Annotated in this window: 21 protein-coding genes; 8 read left to right on the forward strand and 13 right to left on the reverse strand. The window is 42.6% G+C overall.

Annotated elements, in window-relative coordinates; genetic code table 11:
• The first annotated feature begins 26 nt into the window (after nucleotides 1-26).
• Complete coding sequence (gene ilvD, locus OFO07_RS04535; RefSeq protein WP_270871095.1) at nucleotides 27-1,700, forward strand: dihydroxy-acid dehydratase; 1,674 nt, start codon at nucleotides 27-29, stop codon at nucleotides 1,698-1,700.
• A 113-nt stretch (nucleotides 1,701-1,813) separates the two neighbouring features.
• On the opposite strand, the gene OFO07_RS04540 is transcribed toward ilvD, so the two are convergent.
• Genes OFO07_RS04540 through OFO07_RS04555 form a run of 4 tightly spaced genes read right to left on the reverse strand, consistent with a single transcriptional unit; the run spans nucleotide 1,814 to nucleotide 5,243 of the window.
• Entirely contained in the window at nucleotides 1,814-2,746 is a 933-nt protein-coding gene (locus tag OFO07_RS04540; protein ID WP_270871096.1) for a D-2-hydroxyacid dehydrogenase, read from the reverse strand.
• Nucleotides 2,746-3,930 carry a glutathionylspermidine synthase family protein gene (locus OFO07_RS04545; RefSeq protein WP_270871097.1) on the reverse strand — a complete coding sequence of 395 codons (1,185 nt, stop codon included), beginning with the start codon at nucleotides 3,928-3,930 and terminating at the stop codon, nucleotides 2,746-2,748. The genes OFO07_RS04540 and OFO07_RS04545 overlap by 1 nt, the downstream gene beginning before the upstream one ends.
• 54 nt (nucleotides 3,931-3,984) lie before the next feature.
• Nucleotides 3,985-4,590, reverse strand: a complete 606-nt coding sequence (locus tag OFO07_RS04550; protein ID WP_270871098.1) for a UPF0323 family lipoprotein — start codon at nucleotides 4,588-4,590, stop codon at nucleotides 3,985-3,987.
• A complete protein-coding gene (locus OFO07_RS04555; RefSeq protein ID WP_270865447.1) occupies nucleotides 4,587-5,243 on the reverse strand; it encodes a DNA-binding protein in 657 nt (218 codons plus the stop codon). Before OFO07_RS04555 ends, OFO07_RS04550 begins: the two co-directional genes overlap by 4 nt.
• 192 nt (nucleotides 5,244-5,435) lie before the next feature.
• Between OFO07_RS04555 and ccoG the strand changes: the two genes are divergently transcribed.
• The 5 genes from ccoG to OFO07_RS04580 all read left to right on the forward strand — a co-directional run bounded on the left by ccoG (nucleotide 5,436) and on the right by OFO07_RS04580 (nucleotide 9,555).
• Nucleotides 5,436-6,797 (forward strand): cytochrome c oxidase accessory protein CcoG, encoded by a 1,362-nt coding sequence (ccoG, locus tag OFO07_RS04560; RefSeq protein WP_270871099.1) that lies wholly within the window; start codon nucleotides 5,436-5,438, stop codon nucleotides 6,795-6,797.
• Nucleotides 6,797-7,426: a TetR/AcrR family transcriptional regulator gene (locus OFO07_RS04565; protein ID WP_270868596.1), complete on the forward strand. Its 630-nt coding sequence runs from the start codon at nucleotides 6,797-6,799 to the stop codon at nucleotides 7,424-7,426. Before ccoG ends, OFO07_RS04565 begins: the two co-directional genes overlap by 1 nt.
• 4 nt (nucleotides 7,427-7,430) lie before the next feature.
• A complete protein-coding gene (locus tag OFO07_RS04570) occupies nucleotides 7,431-8,180 on the forward strand; it encodes a hypothetical protein (RefSeq protein WP_270871100.1) in 750 nt (249 codons plus the stop codon).
• A 152-nt stretch (nucleotides 8,181-8,332) separates the two neighbouring features.
• Nucleotides 8,333-8,944: a flavodoxin gene (locus OFO07_RS04575; RefSeq protein WP_270871101.1), complete on the forward strand. Its 612-nt coding sequence runs from the start codon at nucleotides 8,333-8,335 to the stop codon at nucleotides 8,942-8,944.
• An 8-nt stretch (nucleotides 8,945-8,952) separates the two neighbouring features.
• On the forward strand, nucleotides 8,953-9,555 hold the full coding sequence (locus OFO07_RS04580) for a DUF4405 domain-containing protein (protein ID WP_270871102.1): 603 nt from the start codon (nucleotides 8,953-8,955) through the stop codon (nucleotides 9,553-9,555).
• Nucleotides 9,556-9,597: 42 nt separating this feature from the next.
• On the opposite strand, the gene OFO07_RS04585 is transcribed toward OFO07_RS04580, so the two are convergent.
• The 6 genes from OFO07_RS04585 to OFO07_RS04610 form a co-directional block, all read right to left on the reverse strand.
• Nucleotides 9,598-10,158 carry a Fe-S-containing hydro-lyase gene (locus OFO07_RS04585; RefSeq protein WP_270858686.1) on the reverse strand — a complete coding sequence of 187 codons (561 nt, stop codon included), beginning with the start codon at nucleotides 10,156-10,158 and terminating at the stop codon, nucleotides 9,598-9,600.
• A gap of 10 nt (nucleotides 10,159-10,168) precedes the next feature.
• Entirely contained in the window at nucleotides 10,169-11,014 is an 846-nt protein-coding gene (locus tag OFO07_RS04590) for a fumarate hydratase (protein ID WP_270871103.1), read from the reverse strand.
• Between the two features lie 130 nt (nucleotides 11,015-11,144).
• On the reverse strand, nucleotides 11,145-11,975 hold the full coding sequence (locus tag OFO07_RS04595) for a pyridoxamine kinase (RefSeq protein ID WP_270865455.1): 831 nt from the start codon (nucleotides 11,973-11,975) through the stop codon (nucleotides 11,145-11,147).
• Nucleotides 11,976-12,011: 36 nt separating this feature from the next.
• Nucleotides 12,012-12,911 (reverse strand): EamA family transporter RarD, encoded by a 900-nt coding sequence (rarD, locus tag OFO07_RS04600; protein WP_270871104.1) that lies wholly within the window; start codon nucleotides 12,909-12,911, stop codon nucleotides 12,012-12,014.
• Between the two features lie 122 nt (nucleotides 12,912-13,033).
• Nucleotides 13,034-13,576, reverse strand: a complete 543-nt coding sequence (locus tag OFO07_RS04605) for a DUF4405 domain-containing protein (protein ID WP_270871105.1) — start codon at nucleotides 13,574-13,576, stop codon at nucleotides 13,034-13,036.
• 82 nt (nucleotides 13,577-13,658) lie between these two features.
• Entirely contained in the window at nucleotides 13,659-14,378 is a 720-nt protein-coding gene (locus OFO07_RS04610) for a TerC family protein (RefSeq protein ID WP_270871106.1), read from the reverse strand.
• Nucleotides 14,379-14,634: 256 nt separating this feature from the next.
• On the opposite strand from OFO07_RS04610, the gene thiD reads away from it, so the two are divergent.
• Nucleotides 14,635-15,432 carry a bifunctional hydroxymethylpyrimidine kinase/phosphomethylpyrimidine kinase gene (gene thiD, locus OFO07_RS04615; RefSeq protein ID WP_270871107.1) on the forward strand — a complete coding sequence of 266 codons (798 nt, stop codon included), beginning with the start codon at nucleotides 14,635-14,637 and terminating at the stop codon, nucleotides 15,430-15,432.
• 2 nt (nucleotides 15,433-15,434) lie between these two features.
• Here thiD and OFO07_RS04620 read toward each other — a convergent pair whose 3' ends face one another.
• Nucleotides 15,435-15,848, reverse strand: coding sequence for a VanZ family protein (locus tag OFO07_RS04620; RefSeq protein ID WP_270871108.1), 414 nt, complete (start codon nucleotides 15,846-15,848; stop codon nucleotides 15,435-15,437).
• A gap of 54 nt (nucleotides 15,849-15,902) precedes the next feature.
• Nucleotides 15,903-17,168, reverse strand: coding sequence for a 3-isopropylmalate dehydratase large subunit (locus tag OFO07_RS04625; RefSeq protein ID WP_270868606.1), 1,266 nt, complete (start codon nucleotides 17,166-17,168; stop codon nucleotides 15,903-15,905).
• Nucleotides 17,169-17,263: 95 nt separating this feature from the next.
• Here OFO07_RS04625 and OFO07_RS04630 point away from each other — a divergent pair, with 95 nt between their 5' ends.
• Nucleotides 17,264-17,788, forward strand: a complete 525-nt coding sequence (locus OFO07_RS04630) for a nitroreductase family protein (protein ID WP_270871109.1) — start codon at nucleotides 17,264-17,266, stop codon at nucleotides 17,786-17,788.
• A 57-nt stretch (nucleotides 17,789-17,845) separates the two neighbouring features.
• On the opposite strand, the gene OFO07_RS04635 is transcribed toward OFO07_RS04630, so the two are convergent.
• A complete protein-coding gene (locus tag OFO07_RS04635) occupies nucleotides 17,846-18,943 on the reverse strand; it encodes a hypothetical protein (RefSeq protein ID WP_270871110.1) in 1,098 nt (365 codons plus the stop codon).
• Nucleotides 18,944-18,990: the final 47 nt, after the last annotated feature.

Genomic DNA, 18,990 nt, shown 5'->3' on the forward strand with positions numbered 1-18,990 from the left:
ACCAAATTTCATTTCAAAGGATTTTTATGAGAAGCGATATCGTAAAAAAGGGCTACACACGCACACCGCACCGCTCACTTTTTCGCGCGACAGGATTAAAGGACGAGGACTTTGATAAGCCGTTTATCGGCGTGGCAAATAGCTTTATCGAGTGTATTCCGGGGCATTTTTATCTAAACGAATATGCAAAAATCGTAAAAGACGAAATTCGTAAAAATGGCTGTGTGCCGTTTGAATTTAATACAATCGGCGTTGATGATGGTATCGCAATGGGGCATAGCGGAATGCTCTACTCGCTACCAAGTCGCGAAATCATCGCAAATTCGATAGAAACCGTGATGAACGCTCACAAACTTGACGCCCTGCTTTGCATACCAAACTGCGATAAAATCGTGCCTGGTATGATAATGGGAGCGCTAAGAGTAAATGTGCCTACGATTTTTGCTAGTGGTGGTCCAATGGCCGCTGGCAAGGGGCTAGGTGGCGAACAAATCGATTTAAATACCGCATTTGAGGCTGTTGGCGCGTATGAGACCGGCAAGATTAACGAAAAAGAACTCAAAGCTATCGAGTGCGCGGCGTGTCCTGGTGGGGGAAGTTGCTCTGGTATGTTTACTGCAAACTCAATGAATACCCTATGCGAAGCTCTTGGAATCGCACTTAAAGGCAACGGAACGATTCTAGCCCTTACGCCTGAGCGCGAGGAATTATTACGCGCAGCTGCTAGAAGAATTTGCGAAATTGCGCTCGATGAGAGATTTAAAATCCGAAATTTAATCAACGAAAAATCAATCCGCAACGCCATGGTTATGGATATGGCAATGGGCGGTAGCTCAAATACGATTTTACACATGCTCGCAATCTCGCGCGAAGCGGGCGCACCGCTTGATATCGCGGAATTAAACGAAATTTCGCGCAGTGTGCCTCACATAGCCAAAGTAAGCCCAAGCCTACCAGGAGTTCATATGCAAGATGTGCAAAAAGCAGGCGGGCTAGGTGCTATAATGAAGGAAATAAGCAAATTTGATAGCTCTTTGCTTGATTTAAATTTACTCACAATCAGTGGCGAAAGCCTAGGTGAGCGTATCCAAAACGACGATATCAAGGACGAAAACATAATCCACACCGTAGCAAACGCGTATTCTAAGCGTGGCGGTCTAGCGATTTTGTTTGGAAATTTGGCCGAGCAAGGCTGTGTTATAAAAGCCGCTGGAATCATCGGCGAGCGCAAATTTAGCGGTAAAGCGATTTGCTTTAACAGCCAAGACGAGGCAATCGAGGGGATTTCTGGCGGAAAAGTGCAAAAAGGAAATGTAGTCGTCATACGCTACGAGGGCCCAAGAGGCGGTCCTGGTATGCAAGAAATGCTAAGCCCAACTAGCCTAATCGTAGGCCGTGGCCTTGGTGCAGATGTCGCGCTCATCACAGACGGGCGTTTTAGCGGTGCTACAAGGGGGCTAAGTATCGGTCATGTAAGCCCAGAAGCAGCAGAAGGTGGCATGATAGGGCTACTCAAAGACGGCGATATAATCGATATCGATGTGGATAATTTTAGCATTAATGTCCGTCTAAGCGACACAGAAATCGCCGCTCGCCGTGCCGCATGGAAATACGAGGGCAAAAAAGTCGAGGGCAGATGGCTTCGCCAATACCAAAAACTAGTAACCAACGCCAGCAGTGGCGCAATACTAGAAGCGTAGATTTAAATTTAAAACCCTTTTTTAAATTTTAAAAAGGGTTTTAAAATAGTTAAATTTAGACTTTATAAATTTTGCAAAATTTTAAAATTTAAAGGGCAATTTGCCCTTTAAATTTACGCATTTAAAAATTCTTTGATATTTCCTGCGATTTTGGAGATTAGCAGTTTGCGCGCTTCCACGCTCGCCCACGCAATGTGCGGAGTAAGAATTAGATTTGCCCTATTTTTCACGCGCAAAAGCGGATTATCAGCGTTAATCGGCTCTTTTTCGACCACATCAAGACCCACGCGAAGTCCCATTTCATCGATAGCTCGCGCCAATGCACTCTCATCAGCGATTCCGCCACGACCAAAGTTCATAAACACAGCACCCTTTTTCATTTTAGCGATTTCATCTTTGCCGATTAGCCCTTTTGTTTTTTCGTTTAATGGCGCATGAACTGAGATGATATCGCACTCTTTAAGCATAGTATCTAAATCCACCCTTTTAAACTCAGCGTCATCGTGCGCCCCGCTCGTAGAGTAGTAGCAGACATTTGCGCCAAAGGCTTTTGCTATGCGCCCTACTTCGCGACCGATTTCGCCAAGGCCGATTATGCCGAAATTCTTGCCAGAAATTTGATCAATTGGCGCGTTTAAATGTGTGAAAATTTCACTCTCACACCATTTTTTCTCGCCGTATTCGGCGTAGTATCTCACATCGTTTAAAAGTGCTAGAAGCGTAGCAAAGGCTTGTTGCGATACGCTTTTGGTCGAATACCCAGCGACATTTTTCACAGGCACGCCATGCGCTGCTGCCGCTTCGGAGTCGATATTGTTCGTGCCGGTTGCGCTTACGCAAATTAGCTTTAAATTTGTCTTTTCGAGCACCTCTTTTGTGATTAAAACCTTGTTTGTGATAACAATATCAGCACCCGCTAAACGCTCGATTGTCTGCTCTGGCTTGGTTTTTGGGTATGTTACAAGCTCGCCCAAGGCCTCAAATTCGCTGAAATTTGCGTCGCTTCCTAGTGTATCAGCGTCAAGTAAAACAATTTTTGGTTTCATTACTCCACCCCTTCGATGTAGTGACCGACAAATTTAGAATAATTGTCGATGATATCTGCGCCCTTCCTAAATCCAAGCGCACAGCCTTCAAAGGCGTAAAACACCCCAGCTTGGTATTTTGCGCCGCTTTTATCAGTGTTTAGATTTGCAAATTCTTGGTATAAGAAATTTTGGTTTGCGTATTCACCACCATTTTCTTTGATTTTTTTGCCGTCTTCGTCAAAAATACTCACATTTGCTCCCTCGCGCCCAAAAAATGGCTTTTTGACCATTTTTTTGCCGATTAGTGGCTCGCACGCGCTTTCTAGCAAAAGCGGGTGATTTGGGTATAAATCCCATAAAATTTTCATTATTCCCTTGCTTTGGAAAAGTAGCGTGTATGCGGGGTTTAGGATAATTGCTTTTTGGTTTTTCATTATGTTTTTTAGTATCAAGGCTAGCTCGCCCTCCTCGATAGCAATCGCCTCCCACGGGATTAGTTTGCACCAATACTCGTAATTTTCGCCACCAAAAAATACACCCTTCTCGTCGTCAAACTCGACCTCGTGCGCGTATGCAAAGGCTGTCTTAAAGCCCGCTTCATCGGCAACTGTTTGCAAAAGCCTGATTGTTTTCTCGTCCTCATCGCTTCCAGCGACCGAGCTAAAAAGAATTTTCCACCCCTCGTAAAATTTATCAAATTCCTCCAACTCTCCGCCCAAAACGACAAGGCGTTTGAAATTATCGCTAATCGCGGCGAAAAGCTCGTTAAACTGCGCCATTTCATCAAGTCCATTTTCTTTAAGTAGCGCCCACTGGATAATCGCTGTTTCAAACACAGCCGTTGGGGTATCGGCGTTAAATTCGAGCAGTTTTATCGGTTCGCCATCTAATCCGCCAGCGAAATCAAACCTGCCATAAAGGTGCCAATGCACATCGTTTTCCCAGCTCATTTTGATAATTTCTACTAGATTAAAGGGAATTCCAAGCTCGTGGAAAAGGTCATTATCTATCACATACTGCGCCGCTGTGATAAACATATCATACAGCTCGTTTGCCGCCTCGTAGTAGGCGTTTGCCTCCTCTGCGCTCACGCTTACGACCTCATCTGCTATGTATGCTGATAAATCCGCGTCAGTGTGCCACGAAAAGCCAAGTTTTTCTAAAAATTCATTGCTTAGCGGGGTTAGTTTTTTGAGTTTCATCTATTTCCTTGAATTTTAAAATTTAGCCTAAATTTGGGCAAATTCGAGGCAAATTTAGCCACCAAATGCACTACCGCCACTTTTTGTGGGCGCGCTTTTCTCGCCTGATTTTGAGCCAAAAAACCCGCTTTTGCCACTTTTTGCTTTGGCGTTGTTTGCCCTAGCCTCTTTGAAGCTATTTACGCTCCTTGAATACGCGCTAGGGTTTTTAAAGGCTGTTTGTCTGTGCGCTTGATACGCTGGCGAGCCAAAGAGTTTCGAACCTATCCACGAGCCGATTATCGCGCCTGCTGCGCTTGCTAAAATCGCCTCGCCAAGGCTGTATCCGCCACTCGAAATTTCGGCGTTTTGGTTGGTTAAATTTGAAGTTCCAGCCTCTATTTTGGCGTTTTCCTCGGCTAAAAGCGCGTTTGTCTCAGCCTCGCTTAAAATTCTCTCGCTTCCGTCCAAGCTTTTTAAGATAATTTGCGTTTTTTCGCTAGGAAATTCCTCTAAAATTTTATATTTTCCGGGCGCTACTTCCTCGATTCTAACTAGCGCGCCCTCTTGGATACGAAGCTCCGAGCCTGTATTTTCGCGCTCGCAGCCTGCTAAGCTGCCAGATAAAATCAGTCCGAAACCGCCTACAATCGCATAACTTGCAATTTTTCTAATTTTCATTTTTTTCCTTTTAAATTTTTGATATCTAAACTCTTATGCACCAAAAGCTCATCGCCAATGACCCTGATTAGCTCGTTTGCGCCGATATTTTCGATGATTAGACTTTGGGCTTTCATCCGTTTTTTGCGCCCTAAATCTAGGCTTTTGATAAATTTCGCTAGGCTTAGCCACTCGTTTTCATCGAAAATTTGCTCTTTTACCTCGACATCGTATGGTTTTTTATCACGCGCGCTCTCGCCGATTAGCGGTTTTTCGAAAAACGAGAGAAAATACCCAAGCTTCTCATCTCGCTCTTTATACATGAGCTTGATTTCTTCTTTTGATGAGATTAAAATTTCCTCTTTTTCGCGGTGGAGCCTATCTTTGTCGCTTTGTAAGGTTTGGATTTGTTCTTTTAGCTCGGCGATTTCTTTGATTAAATAATCAATAAAATTTTGGTTCGAATTTTGCGGGGCAGGTTTTGAGGGGCGCACCTTTGCGCTAGCTCCTTGCGCGCTAGAATTTGAAATTTCGTCATTTTCGTCTTCTAAAACGACATATTTTACGCCATTAATCTCTGTCGTGCGAATAGAATTTCGCCTGATTCTATTGTAAATCGCCTCTTTTGAAACACCCAAAATTTCGGACGCTTCGCTTATAGAAACCTCTCTCATAATTCGCCTTATCCGCGTTGAAATTTTAAAACTGGGTATTATGGCGAATTTTGCCTAAAAATGGGCTTTAAATATCAAATTTCACAGACAAATTCAGATTTTTTTCGTGAAAAAATATCCAAATTCTATAATTTTAATATGTAATTAATCTTTTAAGAGTAAAATCGTGCATTTATACAAAAAGGACATTTCATGGAGAGTAAAATCTCGAAATTCAGGCAGAAGCGCTACTTTTTTTACACTATCGCTTCGCTGTGGCTTTTCATCATGCCGTGGCTTCACATAGGCGGCAAACACCTGTTTTTAATCAGTTTTGAAAAAAAAGAAATCCACCTTTTTTTCAACACCTTCTCGACGCAAGAATTTTTCTTAATGCCGTTTTTGATAATTTTCTTTTTCATTTCGATATTTTTCCTAACCACGCTTGGCGGGCGCGTGTGGTGTGGCTGGGCCTGTCCGCAAACGATTTTTCGCGTGATTTATAGAGATTTAATCTGCACTAAAATTCTTAAAATTCGTGGCTCTATCACAAACAAACAAAAGGGCGAAAAAGGCGGCGCAAAGGGCGTTATCGCGGTTGCGCTTTTTGCCATTGTTGCGCTGATTGCAGCCTCAAATTTGCTCTGGTTTTTCGTGCCACCACAAAGCTTTTTTGCCTATCTAGGCGAGGCTGGCGAGCATAAACTTCTCTTTGGCATAGTGCTAGGATTTGCAGCGTTTTTGACATTTGATATCACATTTTTGGGCGAGAATTTCTGCGTTTTCATCTGCCCTTACGCAAGGATTCAATCAACCATGCTCGACGAAGACTCGCTTGGCGTGATTTACGATGATATCAGAGGTGGCGCGATTTATGACGAGCATAAAAATTTAATCTCAAACAAGCCTTCCAGCGGGGATTGCACCGGCTGTCAGGCGTGCGTGAGGATCTGTCCGACACATATCGATATTCGCAAAGGCATGCAGTTAGAGTGTATAAACTGCCTAGAATGCGCCGACGCATGCTCAAATATAATGAGTAAGCTTGGCAAAGCCCCACTTATCAACTGGACGAGCCTAAATGCGCAAAAATCGCAAAGCAAGGTCAAATTTATGCGATTTCGCACGATTGGCTATATCGGCGTGCTAGCCGCTGCGCTAATCGGGCTAGTGGTGATGAGTGGCACGAAAGAGAGCATGCTTTTAAACATCAATCGCAACACCCAGCTCTATAAAATAGATTTCGATGATAACGGCGAAAAAATCGTCAAAAACAGCTATACATTTTTATTCGAAAACACCCATAGCGAACCGCACAGCTTCTTTTTTAGCATAGATAACGAAAATATCAGCATTTCTCGCCCAGACGAGCCTGTAAAGGTAAGCCCTGGCAAAAAGGCAAAAATCATAGTCTCGCTCACAAGCAAGGCAAATTTGAGCCTAGAAAACGAACACGATAATGTCGTTTTACCGCTAATCATAAAAGCTTACGCGGTTGATGATGAAAAAATCAGCATTACGCGCGAGAGTGTGTTTGTCTATCCGCAACAAAAATTTATTGATAGGAAGGATTAATGGCACAAAAATCAAGGTATTATAAATCGCAAATTCGTATAGAAAAGATTTTCGAGGTGGCCACAGAGCTGTTTTTACAGCGAGGATATGACAGCGTCAGCCTAAATGATATCGTCGCTATCAGCGGTGGCTCGCTTGCCTCGATTTACAAATATTTCGAAAGCAAGGAAAATTTGTTTTTGCATGTGGTCGAATTTCACACCCAAAGGCTTGATAAAAAGCTAGATAATCTGCTTAGCTTAGACGAAAACCTTGCGCCACAGGAGTATTTGAGCGAATTTGCCCCGATTTATTTTGACTTTATTTATAGTGCCGAAAATCAAAAATTTCTAAAAAATATCTTGCTTGGAACCTCAAAAACCTTTGGTTCCATGCTAAAAAATGTCTCCAAAATCTTCTTGGATACCAGCACGCTTGCATTTCCAGCGGGGCTTAGCAATTATTTTAGGGCGCATATTGATGAGTTTGATAGCGCAGATCCTGAGTATTTGGCACGCTATTTTTGCTTTTTGCTTCGCGAACCGCACTTCAACCGCCTTATATTTTTCGGCGAAGAGCCAAATTTAGACAAAGAAAATTTCATAAAAGACCGCATTAAAATCTTTTTGCACGGCGTGAAAAAGCAATAAATTTATGCAAAATTTAGCGAAATTTAGCCTTTTGGCGTTTTTGTGCGCGGGCGCGTTTGGCGTGGATTTATCTAGCGTGGCAGAGAAAATTTACGCCAACGAAACAGGGGCGAAAAAGTCAAATTTAATCCACTGGAATAGTGGCGAAAATTTCCCGTCCTTGGGTATCGGACACTTTATCTGGTATAAAAAAGACGAAAAAGATAAATTCGAAGAGAGTTTTCCAAATTTAGTGAAATTTTATAAAATTCGCGGCGTTAAACTTCCAAAAATACTGCGCCTGCACTCTCACGCGCCTTGGCAGAGCAAAACCGCGCTTGATGCGCTAAAAAAATCAGGCGACGCGGATCTGATAGAGCTAGAAAATTTTTTGTATCAAACCAAAAATTTGCAGGTAGAATTTATCTATGAAAGGCTTCAAAACTCCCTAGAAAAAATGCAAAATTTAAGTGATAAAAAAGAGCATATCAAATCGCAGTTTTACCGCGTCGCAAGCTCGCCAAACGGGCTTTACGCGCTCATTGATTATGTCAATTTCAAAGGCGAGGGCATAAAAGAGAGTGAGCGATACAGAGGCGATGGTTGGGGGCTAATGCAGGTTTTGGAGTGCATGAGCGCGCAAAAAGAGGCAATGAGCGAGTTTCGCAGGTGCGCGAAATCTCTTTTGGAGCGCAGGGTGGCTAACGCGCCCACAAACCGCGATGAAGCGCGCTGGCTGGCCGGCTGGCTAAAACGCTGCGATACATATAGATAAATTTTATATTTTGCTTACGCAAGCCTAGGATACTGCGCCGAATTTTAAATTCTGGCAAATTTTGCAGGATTAGGCAATGAATTTAGAGAATTTTTCTAACGAAATTTTCGCTTTTTTTATATAATCTTTGAAATTTTAACTAAGGGGCAAGTATGAAAAAAATCCTACTTTTTTTTCTTTTATTTTTCTTTGGCTGTGCGGGAAATGCCGCTGACACAAAGGTTTCACAAGGATTTAATATGAGTGGTAAAAAGGTGTTAATCGCATATTTTTCGCGCGCAGATGAGAATTATCAGGTGGGCTATATCGAGAAGGGAAATACTGAAATTTTGGCTGAGTATTTGGCTGAGTTTAGCGGTGGCAAACTCTTTAAAATCGAAACTCTAACGCCCTATGCCAAAGAGTATCAAGCCGCGATAGATTTTGCAAAAAGCGAACAAAAACAAAAAGCAAGACCAGAGATTAAGCCATTTGATAAAAATTTAGCTGATTTTGACGCCGTGTTTTTGGGCTTTCCTACTTGGTGGGGCGATTTGCCAATGGGCGTTTTCACATTTTTAGAGGGACAAAATTTCGCGGGCAAGCCAATTTTCGTCTTTAACACGCACGAAGGAAGTGGGCTAGATAGGACTATCGGCTCGGTCGAAAAAGCGACAAAAGCCAAGGTTTTGGGCTATTTTAGCCTATATGGAAGCGTGGCGCAAAATCAAAGAGAGAAAGCCAAAACCGAGCTAAAAGCGTGGTTTGATGAGATTTCAAAATAAATTTTGCAATGAAATTTAATAAAAAATCATTTTACTGGGGCGCGATTTTCGCCCTAGTTTTGTGCATGAATTACAAAAAATTTGGCGAGATAGCGCATGAAATTTTGGGCTTAATCTTAATCGTTTTCGCCCTTTTTCACGCCTTTTCGAGGCGTAAATACTTAGCCAAATTTAGGGTGCGAAACGCCATAAATTTCGCCCTTTTAGGCTCATTTTTGGCAACACTAATAAGCGCTGTTTTTCTTAGCGAGCATATTTTTTCGTTTATTGATTTTGGCTTTGGCTCGGACGCAGCCAAAAATATCCACATGTTTGCCACGCACGCGCTGTTTTTGCTAAGCGCTACGCATTTGGGGCTAAATTTTAGAATTTTTGCAAATTTGCTTAGCGTGAAATTTGGTAAAATTTTGAAATTTTGCCTATTTTTGGCGCTTTTAGCTTTTGGAATTTATTCGTTTGTGGATCTGCATTTTTACGAATATCTGTTTTTTAAAACCGGTTTTGGATTAGAAAACAAAAATACATTTTTATTCAGTAGTGCCGAATATTTGGCGATTTTTGCAGCTGTTATGCTAGGCGTAAGAGCGATAAATTTGAGATTTAAATTTTAGGGTTAAATTTTAAAATTCTAGGGCAAATTTGCCCTAGATGGATTAGATTTTTTTGTATGGTGCTTGACCGACTTCGTAGAAGTTGTTTCCCTCGCAATCAATTGCGACAATCGCTGGGAAATCCTCGACTGTTAGTCTTGCAACAGCTTCTGGTCCAAGCTCAGGGTAAGCTAGAACTTCGTATTTTTTGATACTTTGGCTAATTAGCGCGCCGGCTCCGCCGATAGCTACCATATAAACACAACCTGATTTTTTCATAGCTTCAACTACTGCGTCGCTTCTATAACCCTTACCAATCATGCCGTTGATACCCACTTCGTTAATCATTGTTGGAGTGTATTTATCCATACGACCACTTGTAGTTGGACCCGCTGCGCCTACTGCTTGACCCGGTTTTGCAGGTGTTGGGCCAAGATAATAAATAGTCTCGCCAGCTAAATTTACAGGCAGTTTCTCGCCACGAGCCAAAGTCTCAGTCAAAGCCTTGTGAGCAGCGTCGCGTGCTGCGATGATTGTGCCTGTGATTAGGACATTATCACCAGCTTTTAGGCTTTTTACTACATCTTTATCAAATGGAGCTGTTATTCTTTTTACTTCTGACATAATTATCTCCTTAAAGTTCAGCACTTGCGTGGCGTGCTGCGTGGCAATTGACATTAATAGCTACTGGAAGACCTGCGATGTGAGTTGGATACCACTCTACATTTACTTTAACAGCAGTGTTTAGACCGCCTAGACCTTGTGGTCCAACGCCTGTTTGTCTAGCAAGCTCTAATAGCTCATCTTCTAGTTTTGCGTATCTTTCATCTGGGTTTCTGCTATCTACTGAGCGAACAGCTGCTTGTTTTGCAAGAAGCGCTGCTTTGTCCATTGTGCCACCGATTCCTACGCCAAGAACCATTGGAGGGCATGAGTTTGGACCAGCATATTTTACAGCTTCAAGGAATACTTTTTTCACACCCTCTACGCCGTCAGCTGGAACAAGCATTTTTAGCACAGATTTATTCTCGCTACCAAAGCCTTTTGGAGCAACTGTGATTTTTAGTTTTTCGCCTGGGACCATGCGCATGTTAATAACAGCAGGAGTGTTGTTTGTGGTGTTTTTGCGCTCAAATAGTGGCTCAGCTACAACTGATTTTCTTAGGTAGTTATCAACATAGCCGTTTTTAACGCCCTCGTTGATAGCGTCCTCGATATATCCGCCCTCGATATGCACATCTTGACCAAGTTCTACGAAAACTACCGTCATACCTGTGTCTTGGCAGATTGGAGCTACGCCTTTTTCTGCAAGATCGGCATTTTGAAGCAATTTGCCAAGGATTTCTTTACCGATTGAAGAAACCTCAGTCTCTTTTGCTTTTTCAAACGCTTTTCTCATATCTGGCGTTACTACATAACAGGCTTTTTTGCAAAGCTCTGCAACTGTTTTAGAGATTTCACTTGCTTGGATTGTTCTCATTGTATTCTCCCAAAAAATAGTGATTGAAGATTATACCTTTTTCAAATTTAGCAACCACTTAAAATAGTATAAATTTATGCATTTAATTTTTAAAAATAAATTTCAAAGCCGAAATTTTAAAATTTAGCCTTTAAATTTTCCTTACAAGCTCAGGAATTACAAGCTCGAATTTCACTCCGTCGCTGCGCCTCCACTCGCTATCGCTCATAGTCTCTTTCATCGCGCTTACGACGAAATCAGCAGCTATGCGGATTGCGGTTTGGAGGGATTTGCCACGCATTAACGCACCAAATGCAACCGAGGCAAAAATATCGCCTGTGCCGTTGTATTTCACAGGTAGTAGCTCGTGGAAATACTCGCTCACACGCCCGTCCTTGGCGTCGTAGCTAAACACACCACACTGCTCGCTTATGTAATTAATCCCCTTTAAAATCACCTTTGACGCGCCTAAATCTTTTAGTCCTTCGAGCAAATCAAAGATAAATTCCCTCTCGGCCTTTTCTCGGTATTTCACCCCAACCATTGCGCAAGCTTCCGTGATATTTGGCGTAATCACATCAGCACTAGCGCACAAAAGCGCCATCATACGGGCAAAGTCGCTATCAAATCCGGGGTAAAATTCGCCATTATCGCCCATACACGGATCGACTAATATCGTCTTTCCGCTTCCGCCAAATTCCATAAAAAGTTCGCTAATAAGCGCGATTTGTTCTTGCGAGCCCAAAAATCCAGTATAAATTCCGTCAAATTCCACCCCCTGCTCGTGCCAATGCGACATTATAGGGCGCAAATCTTTGGTGAGATCGCGAAATGTAAAACCACTAAATCCAGTATGCATAGAAAGCACCGCCGTAGGCAAAACGCTAACACTTAGCCCCATTGCGCTAATCACTGGCAAAGCAGCGCTAAGCGAGACCTTACCCACGCACGAAATATCTTGAACACTAAGAACTCTTTTCATCTACTTCCTTGATTAAATTTTTGCGCCATTTTACAGTTATTTTGCCTTAATGTAAAATTTAGCCCTTTTTGCGCGTTTTATAGAGATAATCGTATCAGCCACCAAAAAGCAAATAGCCATAAATAGGCAAATCATCAAAATATACGAATCAGGCTCGATTTTTTCGCCCAAAAGCAAAGAAACGCCTAACATCAAAAGTGGCTCGACATAGATTAATAATCCAAAGAAATTTATCGGAATTAGCGCACTTGATAAAATTTGAGCCAAAAGCGCAGTCGCACTTAATAGTGCCAAAACCGATAAAAGCGTGTAAATGTTTGGATTTTGCACTGCGACTGCGCCAAGGTCAGTGCTGCTTACAAACCACAAACAAAACGGCAACAAAAGCGCGATTTCTAGGGCGAAACTGCTAGCCCCTTCTAGCCTGAAATACCGCCTTAGGCAAAAATATAGCGGAAATCCTATAAAAACAATCGCACTATGCCACGATGGCGCGCCTCCGATTAGGATTTTTGAAAACACTCCAATCACCGCAAAGCCCACGCACAGAGCTTTTAGGCGTGAAATTTTCTCGCCAAAAACAAGATTGCCAAAAATCACCATGGAAATGGGCATTATGAGGTATCCGATCGAGACTTGCAGTGCGTAGCCGTTACTTGGCGCCCACAGATACAACCACATCTGAATTCCCATTGTAGCGGAAGTCGCGAGTAAAACGATGAGCAAAAACGGCTTTTTTATCAAGCGAACGAGCAATTTTTTCATCTCTGTTTTTTTGCCGCCTAGCACCAAAAACAGCGCTACTATCGGAAATGTAACTAGCATGCGGTATCCCAGCAACTCCTGCCCGCCAAGAGGCTGCATGAAAACCGACATATAATAAATGCTCGCAAACCCGATAGAAGAAAACAGCGATAAAGCGATACCTTTTAACATTTTTAAAATTTAGCCTTGCTAAATTTGACCCTTCCCTGAAATTTTAAATTTGGGATTTTATTAAAATTTGACTTAAAAAATAATGGCTGAATTTTGGCAAATTTGAAATTTGCCAAAATTTATTAGTGAGAATTTTTGCCTTTTTGCGCGCCGCCCGCCTCGCCTTTTGGCGCACGAGCTGGCAAAAGTGCGTTTAGGATTTCGCCCTCTTTGAGATTATATTTCGCACACGCTTCGCGCAAATTTAGACTTTCGTCGAAATTCGCTATACCCTTGCTCTCTAAAAACGCGCTAAATTTCGCATTATCCGTGCCAAATGCGCCTTTAAATTTGCTAATTTCCAAATTTAGAGCCTGCATATACACAGCCCTAGCTGGGTTTCCAGCCCCGCTAGCGCTTTTGAGGCTGTATCCAGCGTATCCACAGCTAAGCACGATAATAGCGCAGATTACAAGCCCCTGCCAACCTTTAAAATAGAGTTTAAAAGGTTTGAAATTTATGAAAATATGCACTAGCGCAAGGGCTAGCATAGCCACGCCAAAGTATTCGTGGAAATTTTTCATAACACCACTTTTTAGCCCAAAAAACATACCAGCCCCACTAAATGCGACAAAGCCAAAAACAGCGATTAAAAGCCCGGTTCCTACAAATCTAAGCGGTTTCAAAATAGCTCCTTTTGTAAAATTTAAAGGCGATTTTAGGCTAAAATTTTAACCCCAAAATCGCCCGAATCTAACCGAAGGTAACCTAGTTTTTCTCAGATTTTTTGCGCACTTGGATATTGATGAGCTCGACAACCAGCGAGAAAAACATAGAAAAATAAATATAACCCTTTGGAATATGAAACCCAAGTCCGTCTGCTATGAGCGAAACACCGACCAAAATCAAAAACGAAAGCGCAAGAATTTTTATCGTAGGATTATCATCGACAAATTTCGCAATCGCCCCACTAGCAAACATCATCACAGCCACGGCGATGATGACAGCTAGTATCATTACAGGTAGGTGCTGTGCCATACCCACAGCCGTAATCACGCTATCAAGCGAGAAAATTATATCAAGCAAAGCGATTTGAATTAGCGTGCCACCAAAGCTGGCTTTTTTCTCATTTACTCGCTCTTCATGGCTCTCGCCCACAGCAGAAGAGTGGATTTCGAGCGTGGATTTTACCAGCAAAAACAAACCACCGCCGATTAGCACCAAATCTCGCCCACTAAAACCATGCCCAAACACGCTAAATAGCTCTTTTGTCAGCCCCATTACCCAGCTAAGGCTAAGTAGAAGCAAAATTCGCGTAATCATCGCAAGAGCTAGCCCCATAATGCGAGCTTTGTCGCGGTTTTCCTGAGGCAGGCGCGAACACAAAATCGCTATGAAAATTATATTGTCTATGCCAAGAACGATTTCTAGCCCAGTTAGCGTGGCTAGGCTTATCCACGCCTCAGGCGAGCTGATCCAATCAAACATTTTAATCCTTAAATTTAAAATAAACTCGCTATTATAGCGATGAAAATTTAATTTTTAGCAAGGTGAAATTGTATGAAATTTAAAAAATTTGCGCACGAAGTGCGCCACCGCTAGCGTCGGTCGGGTGGGGGTGTGGGGGCGGGCGACCCTCGCAACTCTGAGCGCCGCCCCCACATAAAAAGGATTAGACTAAAAAATTTCCAAGCGGTAAATTTTGTAAAGTATAATTAATAAATTTTTGAGTTAAAGGAAAGCCATGAAAAAGGTTCTTACAATCGCGGGTGTCGATAGTAGCGGCGGTGCAGGTATTTCAGCCGATATCAAGACCATAACCGCCCATAAAATGTATGGCGAAAATGTCATCACAGCCCTCACCGCCCAAAATACGCTTGGCGTGCAAGGCGTGCTAAATATCGAGCCCAAATTTGTCGAAGCCCAGCTAGAAAGCGTATTTTGCGACATCGTCCCAGACGCTGTGAAAATCGGCATGATTTCTACTGCCGAAATTGCGCAAACCATAGCCAAAGCGTTGAAAAAATTTGGCGCGCGAAATGTCGTCACAGACCCTGTCATGGTCGCTACAAGCGGTGGCGTGCTAATGCAAGATAGCGCAATGAACGCGCTAAAATTCGACCTTTTTAGCATTTCAGCGATTATCACGCCAAATATCAAAGAAGCAAGCGCGCTAAGTGGCGTTAAAATCGCGAATTTCGACGATATGAAAACAGCCGCGCTAAAAATCGCCGAATTTTACGGCGGAGCGATTTTGGTCAAAGGCGGAGATTTAGCAGGCGTGGGCGAAGCGCGCGATATACTCTACGAAAATGGCGAATTTAGCGAGTTTAGCGCACCCAAAATCATCACCAAAAACACTCACGGCACAGGTTGCACACTCTCATCAGCCATAGCTTGCGCCCTAGCGGCGGGGCTTGGCGTAAAAGAAGCGGTTGGTAGTGCGAAAGAATTCGTCCGCACTGCGCTAATGCAGGATTTGCACATTGGCAGGGGCAACGGCGCGATAAATCACTATTTTCGAATCCCAGAGATGTTTTAAATCTAAATTTGGCGGAATTTTAAAATTTCGCCAAATTTTACCCCCAAAAATACGCCAAAAACATTTAAAATCAAATCGTCAAGCTCGAAAATTCCGCTTTTAAAGACAAATTGTGAAATTTCGATTATTAGCGAGAGCAAAAGGCCAAAAATCAAAATTTTTCGCATGCTAAAATTTGGGAAAAAATATCGCGCAAAAAGCCCAAACGGCACAAACCAGACTATGTTTCCCGCAAAAAGATAGATAAATTTTATCGCGCCAAATTTCAAAATATTTGCGTAATCGCTAAATGGCACGAGATTGTATTCGCCGACACGCCAAATTTGATCGAGCCTAAAATTCGCCCTAAAAATCGTGATTTTAAAGAGCGCACAAAGATAAATTATAAAAAGAAAACAAGCTTTGGATTTGTTCATTTGAAATTTAAAATTTGGGTAAATTTTGCCATTAAAAAATGGCAAAATTTTAGGTTACAAATCCCTTGGATCTGCGATTTTACCAGCGATTGCGCTAGCTGCTGCGACGGCTGAGTTTGCTAGATACACCTCGCTCGTGCGATCGCCCATGCGGCCTACGAAGTTGCGATTTGTCGTGCTCACACATCTCTCGCCATCGCCCAAAATACCCATATATCCGCCAAGGCACGCGCCACAGGTCGGATTGCTCACAACAGCACCTGCTTCGACGAAAATATCCCACAAGCCCTCTTTTTGCGCTTGTAGGGCGATTTTTTGCGTAGCTGGTGTGATGATAAGGCGAGTTTTGCGAGCTACTTTTCTGCCTTTTAAAATCTGCGCTGCTATGCGAAGATCACTTAGTCGCCCATTTGTGCAGCTTCCGATGAAGACTTGATCGACTGCGATACTATCTTTTACCGCCTCTCTCACGCTTTTGCCATTACTTGGCAAAAATGGATACGCTATCACAGGATCTAGGTTTGCAGTGTCGATTTCTAGGACGCGCTCGTAGTTTGCCCCCTCGTCTGAGTAGTGAAATTTCGGCTCGCTTCGTAGCGTTCTAGCGGCCAAAAATTCTTTTGTTACCTCATCGCACGCCACGATTCCGCTCTTTCCGCCAGCCTCGATCGCCATATTACAAAGCGAAAATCTACTATCCATATCAAGGTGTGCAATCGCCTCGCCAACAAATTCTAATGCCTTGTAGCGTGCGCCATCAACGCCGATTTGGCGGATAACTTCAAGTATCAAATCCTTGCCGTAAATGTGCGCGCCTGGCTTTCCTTTGAAAACAACTTTTATGCTTTCTGGCACCTTAAACCAGTTTTTGCCCGTAATCATCGCATACGCTAAATCGGTGCTTCCCATACCGGTAGAAAACGCACCAAGTGCGCCGTGCGTGCAGGTGTGCGAGTCTGCTCCGATGATGACATCGCCTGGAACGACTAGCCCTTTTTCAGGCATTAGGGCGTGTTCTATTCCCATATCTTTTTCGTCAAAATAGTTTTTTAGGTTGTGTTTGTAGGCAAATTCGCGTGAAATTTTGGCTTGATTTGCGCTTAAAATGTCCTTTGTAGGGATATAGTGATCCATTACGATCGCAAAGCCGTCTGGATTTGCCAAAGCCTTTGCGCCACTTAGCTCAAACTGCTTTATCGAAATCGGCGTTGTGATGTCGTTGCCGATAACCATATCGATTTTGCTTTCTACGATTTGCCCTGCGCTGACAGCTTCGCCCACATGTTCGCTGAAAATTTTTTCTGTGATTGTCTGTTTCATAACCTGTCCTTAAAAAATTTGGGTTAAATTCTATCAAATCTAACCATAAAACTTTATAATAAAAGGTATAATTTTGCTTTTGGAAAGGAAAAATCATGGAAATTTTAGAGATTTTAAAAGCCAGGCGCAGTGTGCGAAAATACGCTCCCAGCGAGATTAGCGATGAAATTTTAGACACAATCTTGAAGGCTGGTTTGCTAAGCCCTAGCGGACATGCAAGGAAATCTTGGGAGTTTATCGTAGTCAAAGATGAAGCAAACCTCGCCAAACTAAGCCTTGCACGCACGGGCGCAGCCGATATGCTAAAAGGCGCAAATGCCGCTGTGGTCGTAATCGCCGATGAGAGCGCGCAAGATGTCTGGATCGAGGACGCCTCTATCGCTATGGCCTACATGCACCTGTGCGCGAGCGCGCTAGGCGTGGGAAGCTGCTGGATACAATGCAGACTACGCGAGGCGCAAAATGGCGCGAGTAGCGAGGAATACCTGCGCGAAATTTTGGGTTTTGAGGGGAATTACAGAGCCTTAGCGATTTTATCACTTGGAAATCTAATCTCCACGCCCGCTCCACACAAGCTAGAAAAGCTAGAATTTAGCAAAATTCACAAAGAGAAATTTTAAGTGTAAAAATCAGAGACAACCAAATTTGCCGAATTTTACCCAAATTCGGCAATGAATTTATTTGCAACTAAGTTTTGGATAATTTGCCAAAAAGTAAGTTTTGGTTTTGCCAAAGAGATTTTTTACCTCATCTTCGCTGCCGCTGCTAGCTAATAATCTTTGTTTATAGATAGTTTGAGTCATACCGCAAGATTTTAGTTCGATGATAGCAAAATTCATCTCATAATCTTTTTCGCCCCTGCGTTGATTTGGATACCAAAGCATGGTTTGAAGCGCCTTGTTTTCGGCTAGTTTTTCAATTTTTGCTTCGTGTTTTTTATCGAATTTCGCAATATCTTTTTTGGTGTCGCTTAAAAATTTATCAAAATCTTTTTTCTTCAAACCTTCGCTAAAAAGCACATCGATTTGCCCGTATGTAGGATTTTGGGCTGAAAAGTAAGTAACCGCGCTAGTATCCGAGCCATAAACTCGTGGATATTCTTTGAATTTCTCAAAGTTTGTTTGCATATATTCTAGGCTTTGCGGGTGATTTAGCTTCGAACTTTTTATGCTAAGGTCCTGCGCGCACTCGATTCTAGGATAGTTTTTCAAAAAATTTGCCTTTTTGCTCTGTATTTGCTTTCGCACGGTATCTATCGGCGTATCTTTGTCGAAATTCATCGCATAATGCACATTTACAGCCCCGCAATCTTTGATTTCATAAATTTTCAAATTTGCTTCAAATTTGTTTAAATTTGGATTATTTGTAGGGTAGAAAATTTCGGTAGAAATCGCCTTTTTGTCGCTTAATTTTTCGAATTTATACTCATTTTTTGTGCCAGAGCTTTTTTGTTTTTCTAACTCATGTTCCATGGCGCTGAGCAAACGCTCCATATCATACACGCCATGCCCATACGAAATCGTAATCAGCTTCGTCCAGCCAAAGCCCCTTTCGCCATCTAAAAAATACTCGACGCCCATGGAGCTTTTGTGTCCTAGCGCGTAGGATTGCTTCTCAAATGTGATGTTTTGTGGCAAATTTAGCATTTTATCGATAGAGTGCGGACTGGCTTCGTTTGAAGGCATAACAATGTAAGTATCGCGTCCTAGCCCTTGCAAACAGCCACTTAATACAAACGCTGATAATGCTAACAGCACTAAAATTTTAAATTTCATAATCTCTCCTTAAAAATAAACCCAGAGTATATCATTTTTTTAAAGTA

This window comes from Campylobacter sp. JMF_06 NA1, from assembly GCF_027737785.1.
Classification (GTDB): domain Bacteria; phylum Campylobacterota; class Campylobacteria; order Campylobacterales; family Campylobacteraceae; genus Campylobacter_B.

What these genes read in the sequence shown, in the direction of transcription:
- ilvD (WP_270871095.1), top strand. Translation starts at nt 27, where the DNA reads ATGAGAAGCGATATCGTAAAAAAGGGCTACACACGCACACCGCACCGC.
- OFO07_RS04540 (WP_270871096.1), bottom strand. Translation starts at nt 2,746, where the DNA reads ATGAAACCAAAAATTGTTTTACTTGACGCTGATACACTAGGAAGCGAC.
- OFO07_RS04545 (WP_270871097.1), bottom strand. Translation starts at nt 3,930, where the DNA reads ATGAAACTCAAAAAACTAACCCCGCTAAGCAATGAATTTTTAGAAAAA.
- OFO07_RS04550 (WP_270871098.1), bottom strand. Translation starts at nt 4,590, where the DNA reads ATGAAAATTAGAAAAATTGCAAGTTATGCGATTGTAGGCGGTTTCGGA.
- OFO07_RS04555 (WP_270865447.1), bottom strand. Translation starts at nt 5,243, where the DNA reads ATGAGAGAGGTTTCTATAAGCGAAGCGTCCGAAATTTTGGGTGTTTCA.
- ccoG (WP_270871099.1), top strand. Translation starts at nt 5,436, where the DNA reads ATGGAGAGTAAAATCTCGAAATTCAGGCAGAAGCGCTACTTTTTTTAC.
- OFO07_RS04565 (WP_270868596.1), top strand. Translation starts at nt 6,797, where the DNA reads ATGGCACAAAAATCAAGGTATTATAAATCGCAAATTCGTATAGAAAAG.
- OFO07_RS04570 (WP_270871100.1), top strand. Translation starts at nt 7,431, where the DNA reads ATGCAAAATTTAGCGAAATTTAGCCTTTTGGCGTTTTTGTGCGCGGGC.
- OFO07_RS04575 (WP_270871101.1), top strand. Translation starts at nt 8,333, where the DNA reads ATGAAAAAAATCCTACTTTTTTTTCTTTTATTTTTCTTTGGCTGTGCG.
- OFO07_RS04580 (WP_270871102.1), top strand. Translation starts at nt 8,953, where the DNA reads ATGAAATTTAATAAAAAATCATTTTACTGGGGCGCGATTTTCGCCCTA.
- OFO07_RS04585 (WP_270858686.1), bottom strand. Translation starts at nt 10,158, where the DNA reads ATGTCAGAAGTAAAAAGAATAACAGCTCCATTTGATAAAGATGTAGTA.
- OFO07_RS04590 (WP_270871103.1), bottom strand. Translation starts at nt 11,014, where the DNA reads ATGAGAACAATCCAAGCAAGTGAAATCTCTAAAACAGTTGCAGAGCTT.
- OFO07_RS04595 (WP_270865455.1), bottom strand. Translation starts at nt 11,975, where the DNA reads ATGAAAAGAGTTCTTAGTGTTCAAGATATTTCGTGCGTGGGTAAGGTC.
- rarD (WP_270871104.1), bottom strand. Translation starts at nt 12,911, where the DNA reads ATGTTAAAAGGTATCGCTTTATCGCTGTTTTCTTCTATCGGGTTTGCG.
- OFO07_RS04610 (WP_270871106.1), bottom strand. Translation starts at nt 14,378, where the DNA reads ATGTTTGATTGGATCAGCTCGCCTGAGGCGTGGATAAGCCTAGCCACG.
- thiD (WP_270871107.1), top strand. Translation starts at nt 14,635, where the DNA reads ATGAAAAAGGTTCTTACAATCGCGGGTGTCGATAGTAGCGGCGGTGCA.
- OFO07_RS04620 (WP_270871108.1), bottom strand. Translation starts at nt 15,848, where the DNA reads ATGAACAAATCCAAAGCTTGTTTTCTTTTTATAATTTATCTTTGTGCG.
- OFO07_RS04625 (WP_270868606.1), bottom strand. Translation starts at nt 17,168, where the DNA reads ATGAAACAGACAATCACAGAAAAAATTTTCAGCGAACATGTGGGCGAA.
- OFO07_RS04630 (WP_270871109.1), top strand. Translation starts at nt 17,264, where the DNA reads ATGGAAATTTTAGAGATTTTAAAAGCCAGGCGCAGTGTGCGAAAATAC.
- OFO07_RS04635 (WP_270871110.1), bottom strand. Translation starts at nt 18,943, where the DNA reads ATGAAATTTAAAATTTTAGTGCTGTTAGCATTATCAGCGTTTGTATTA.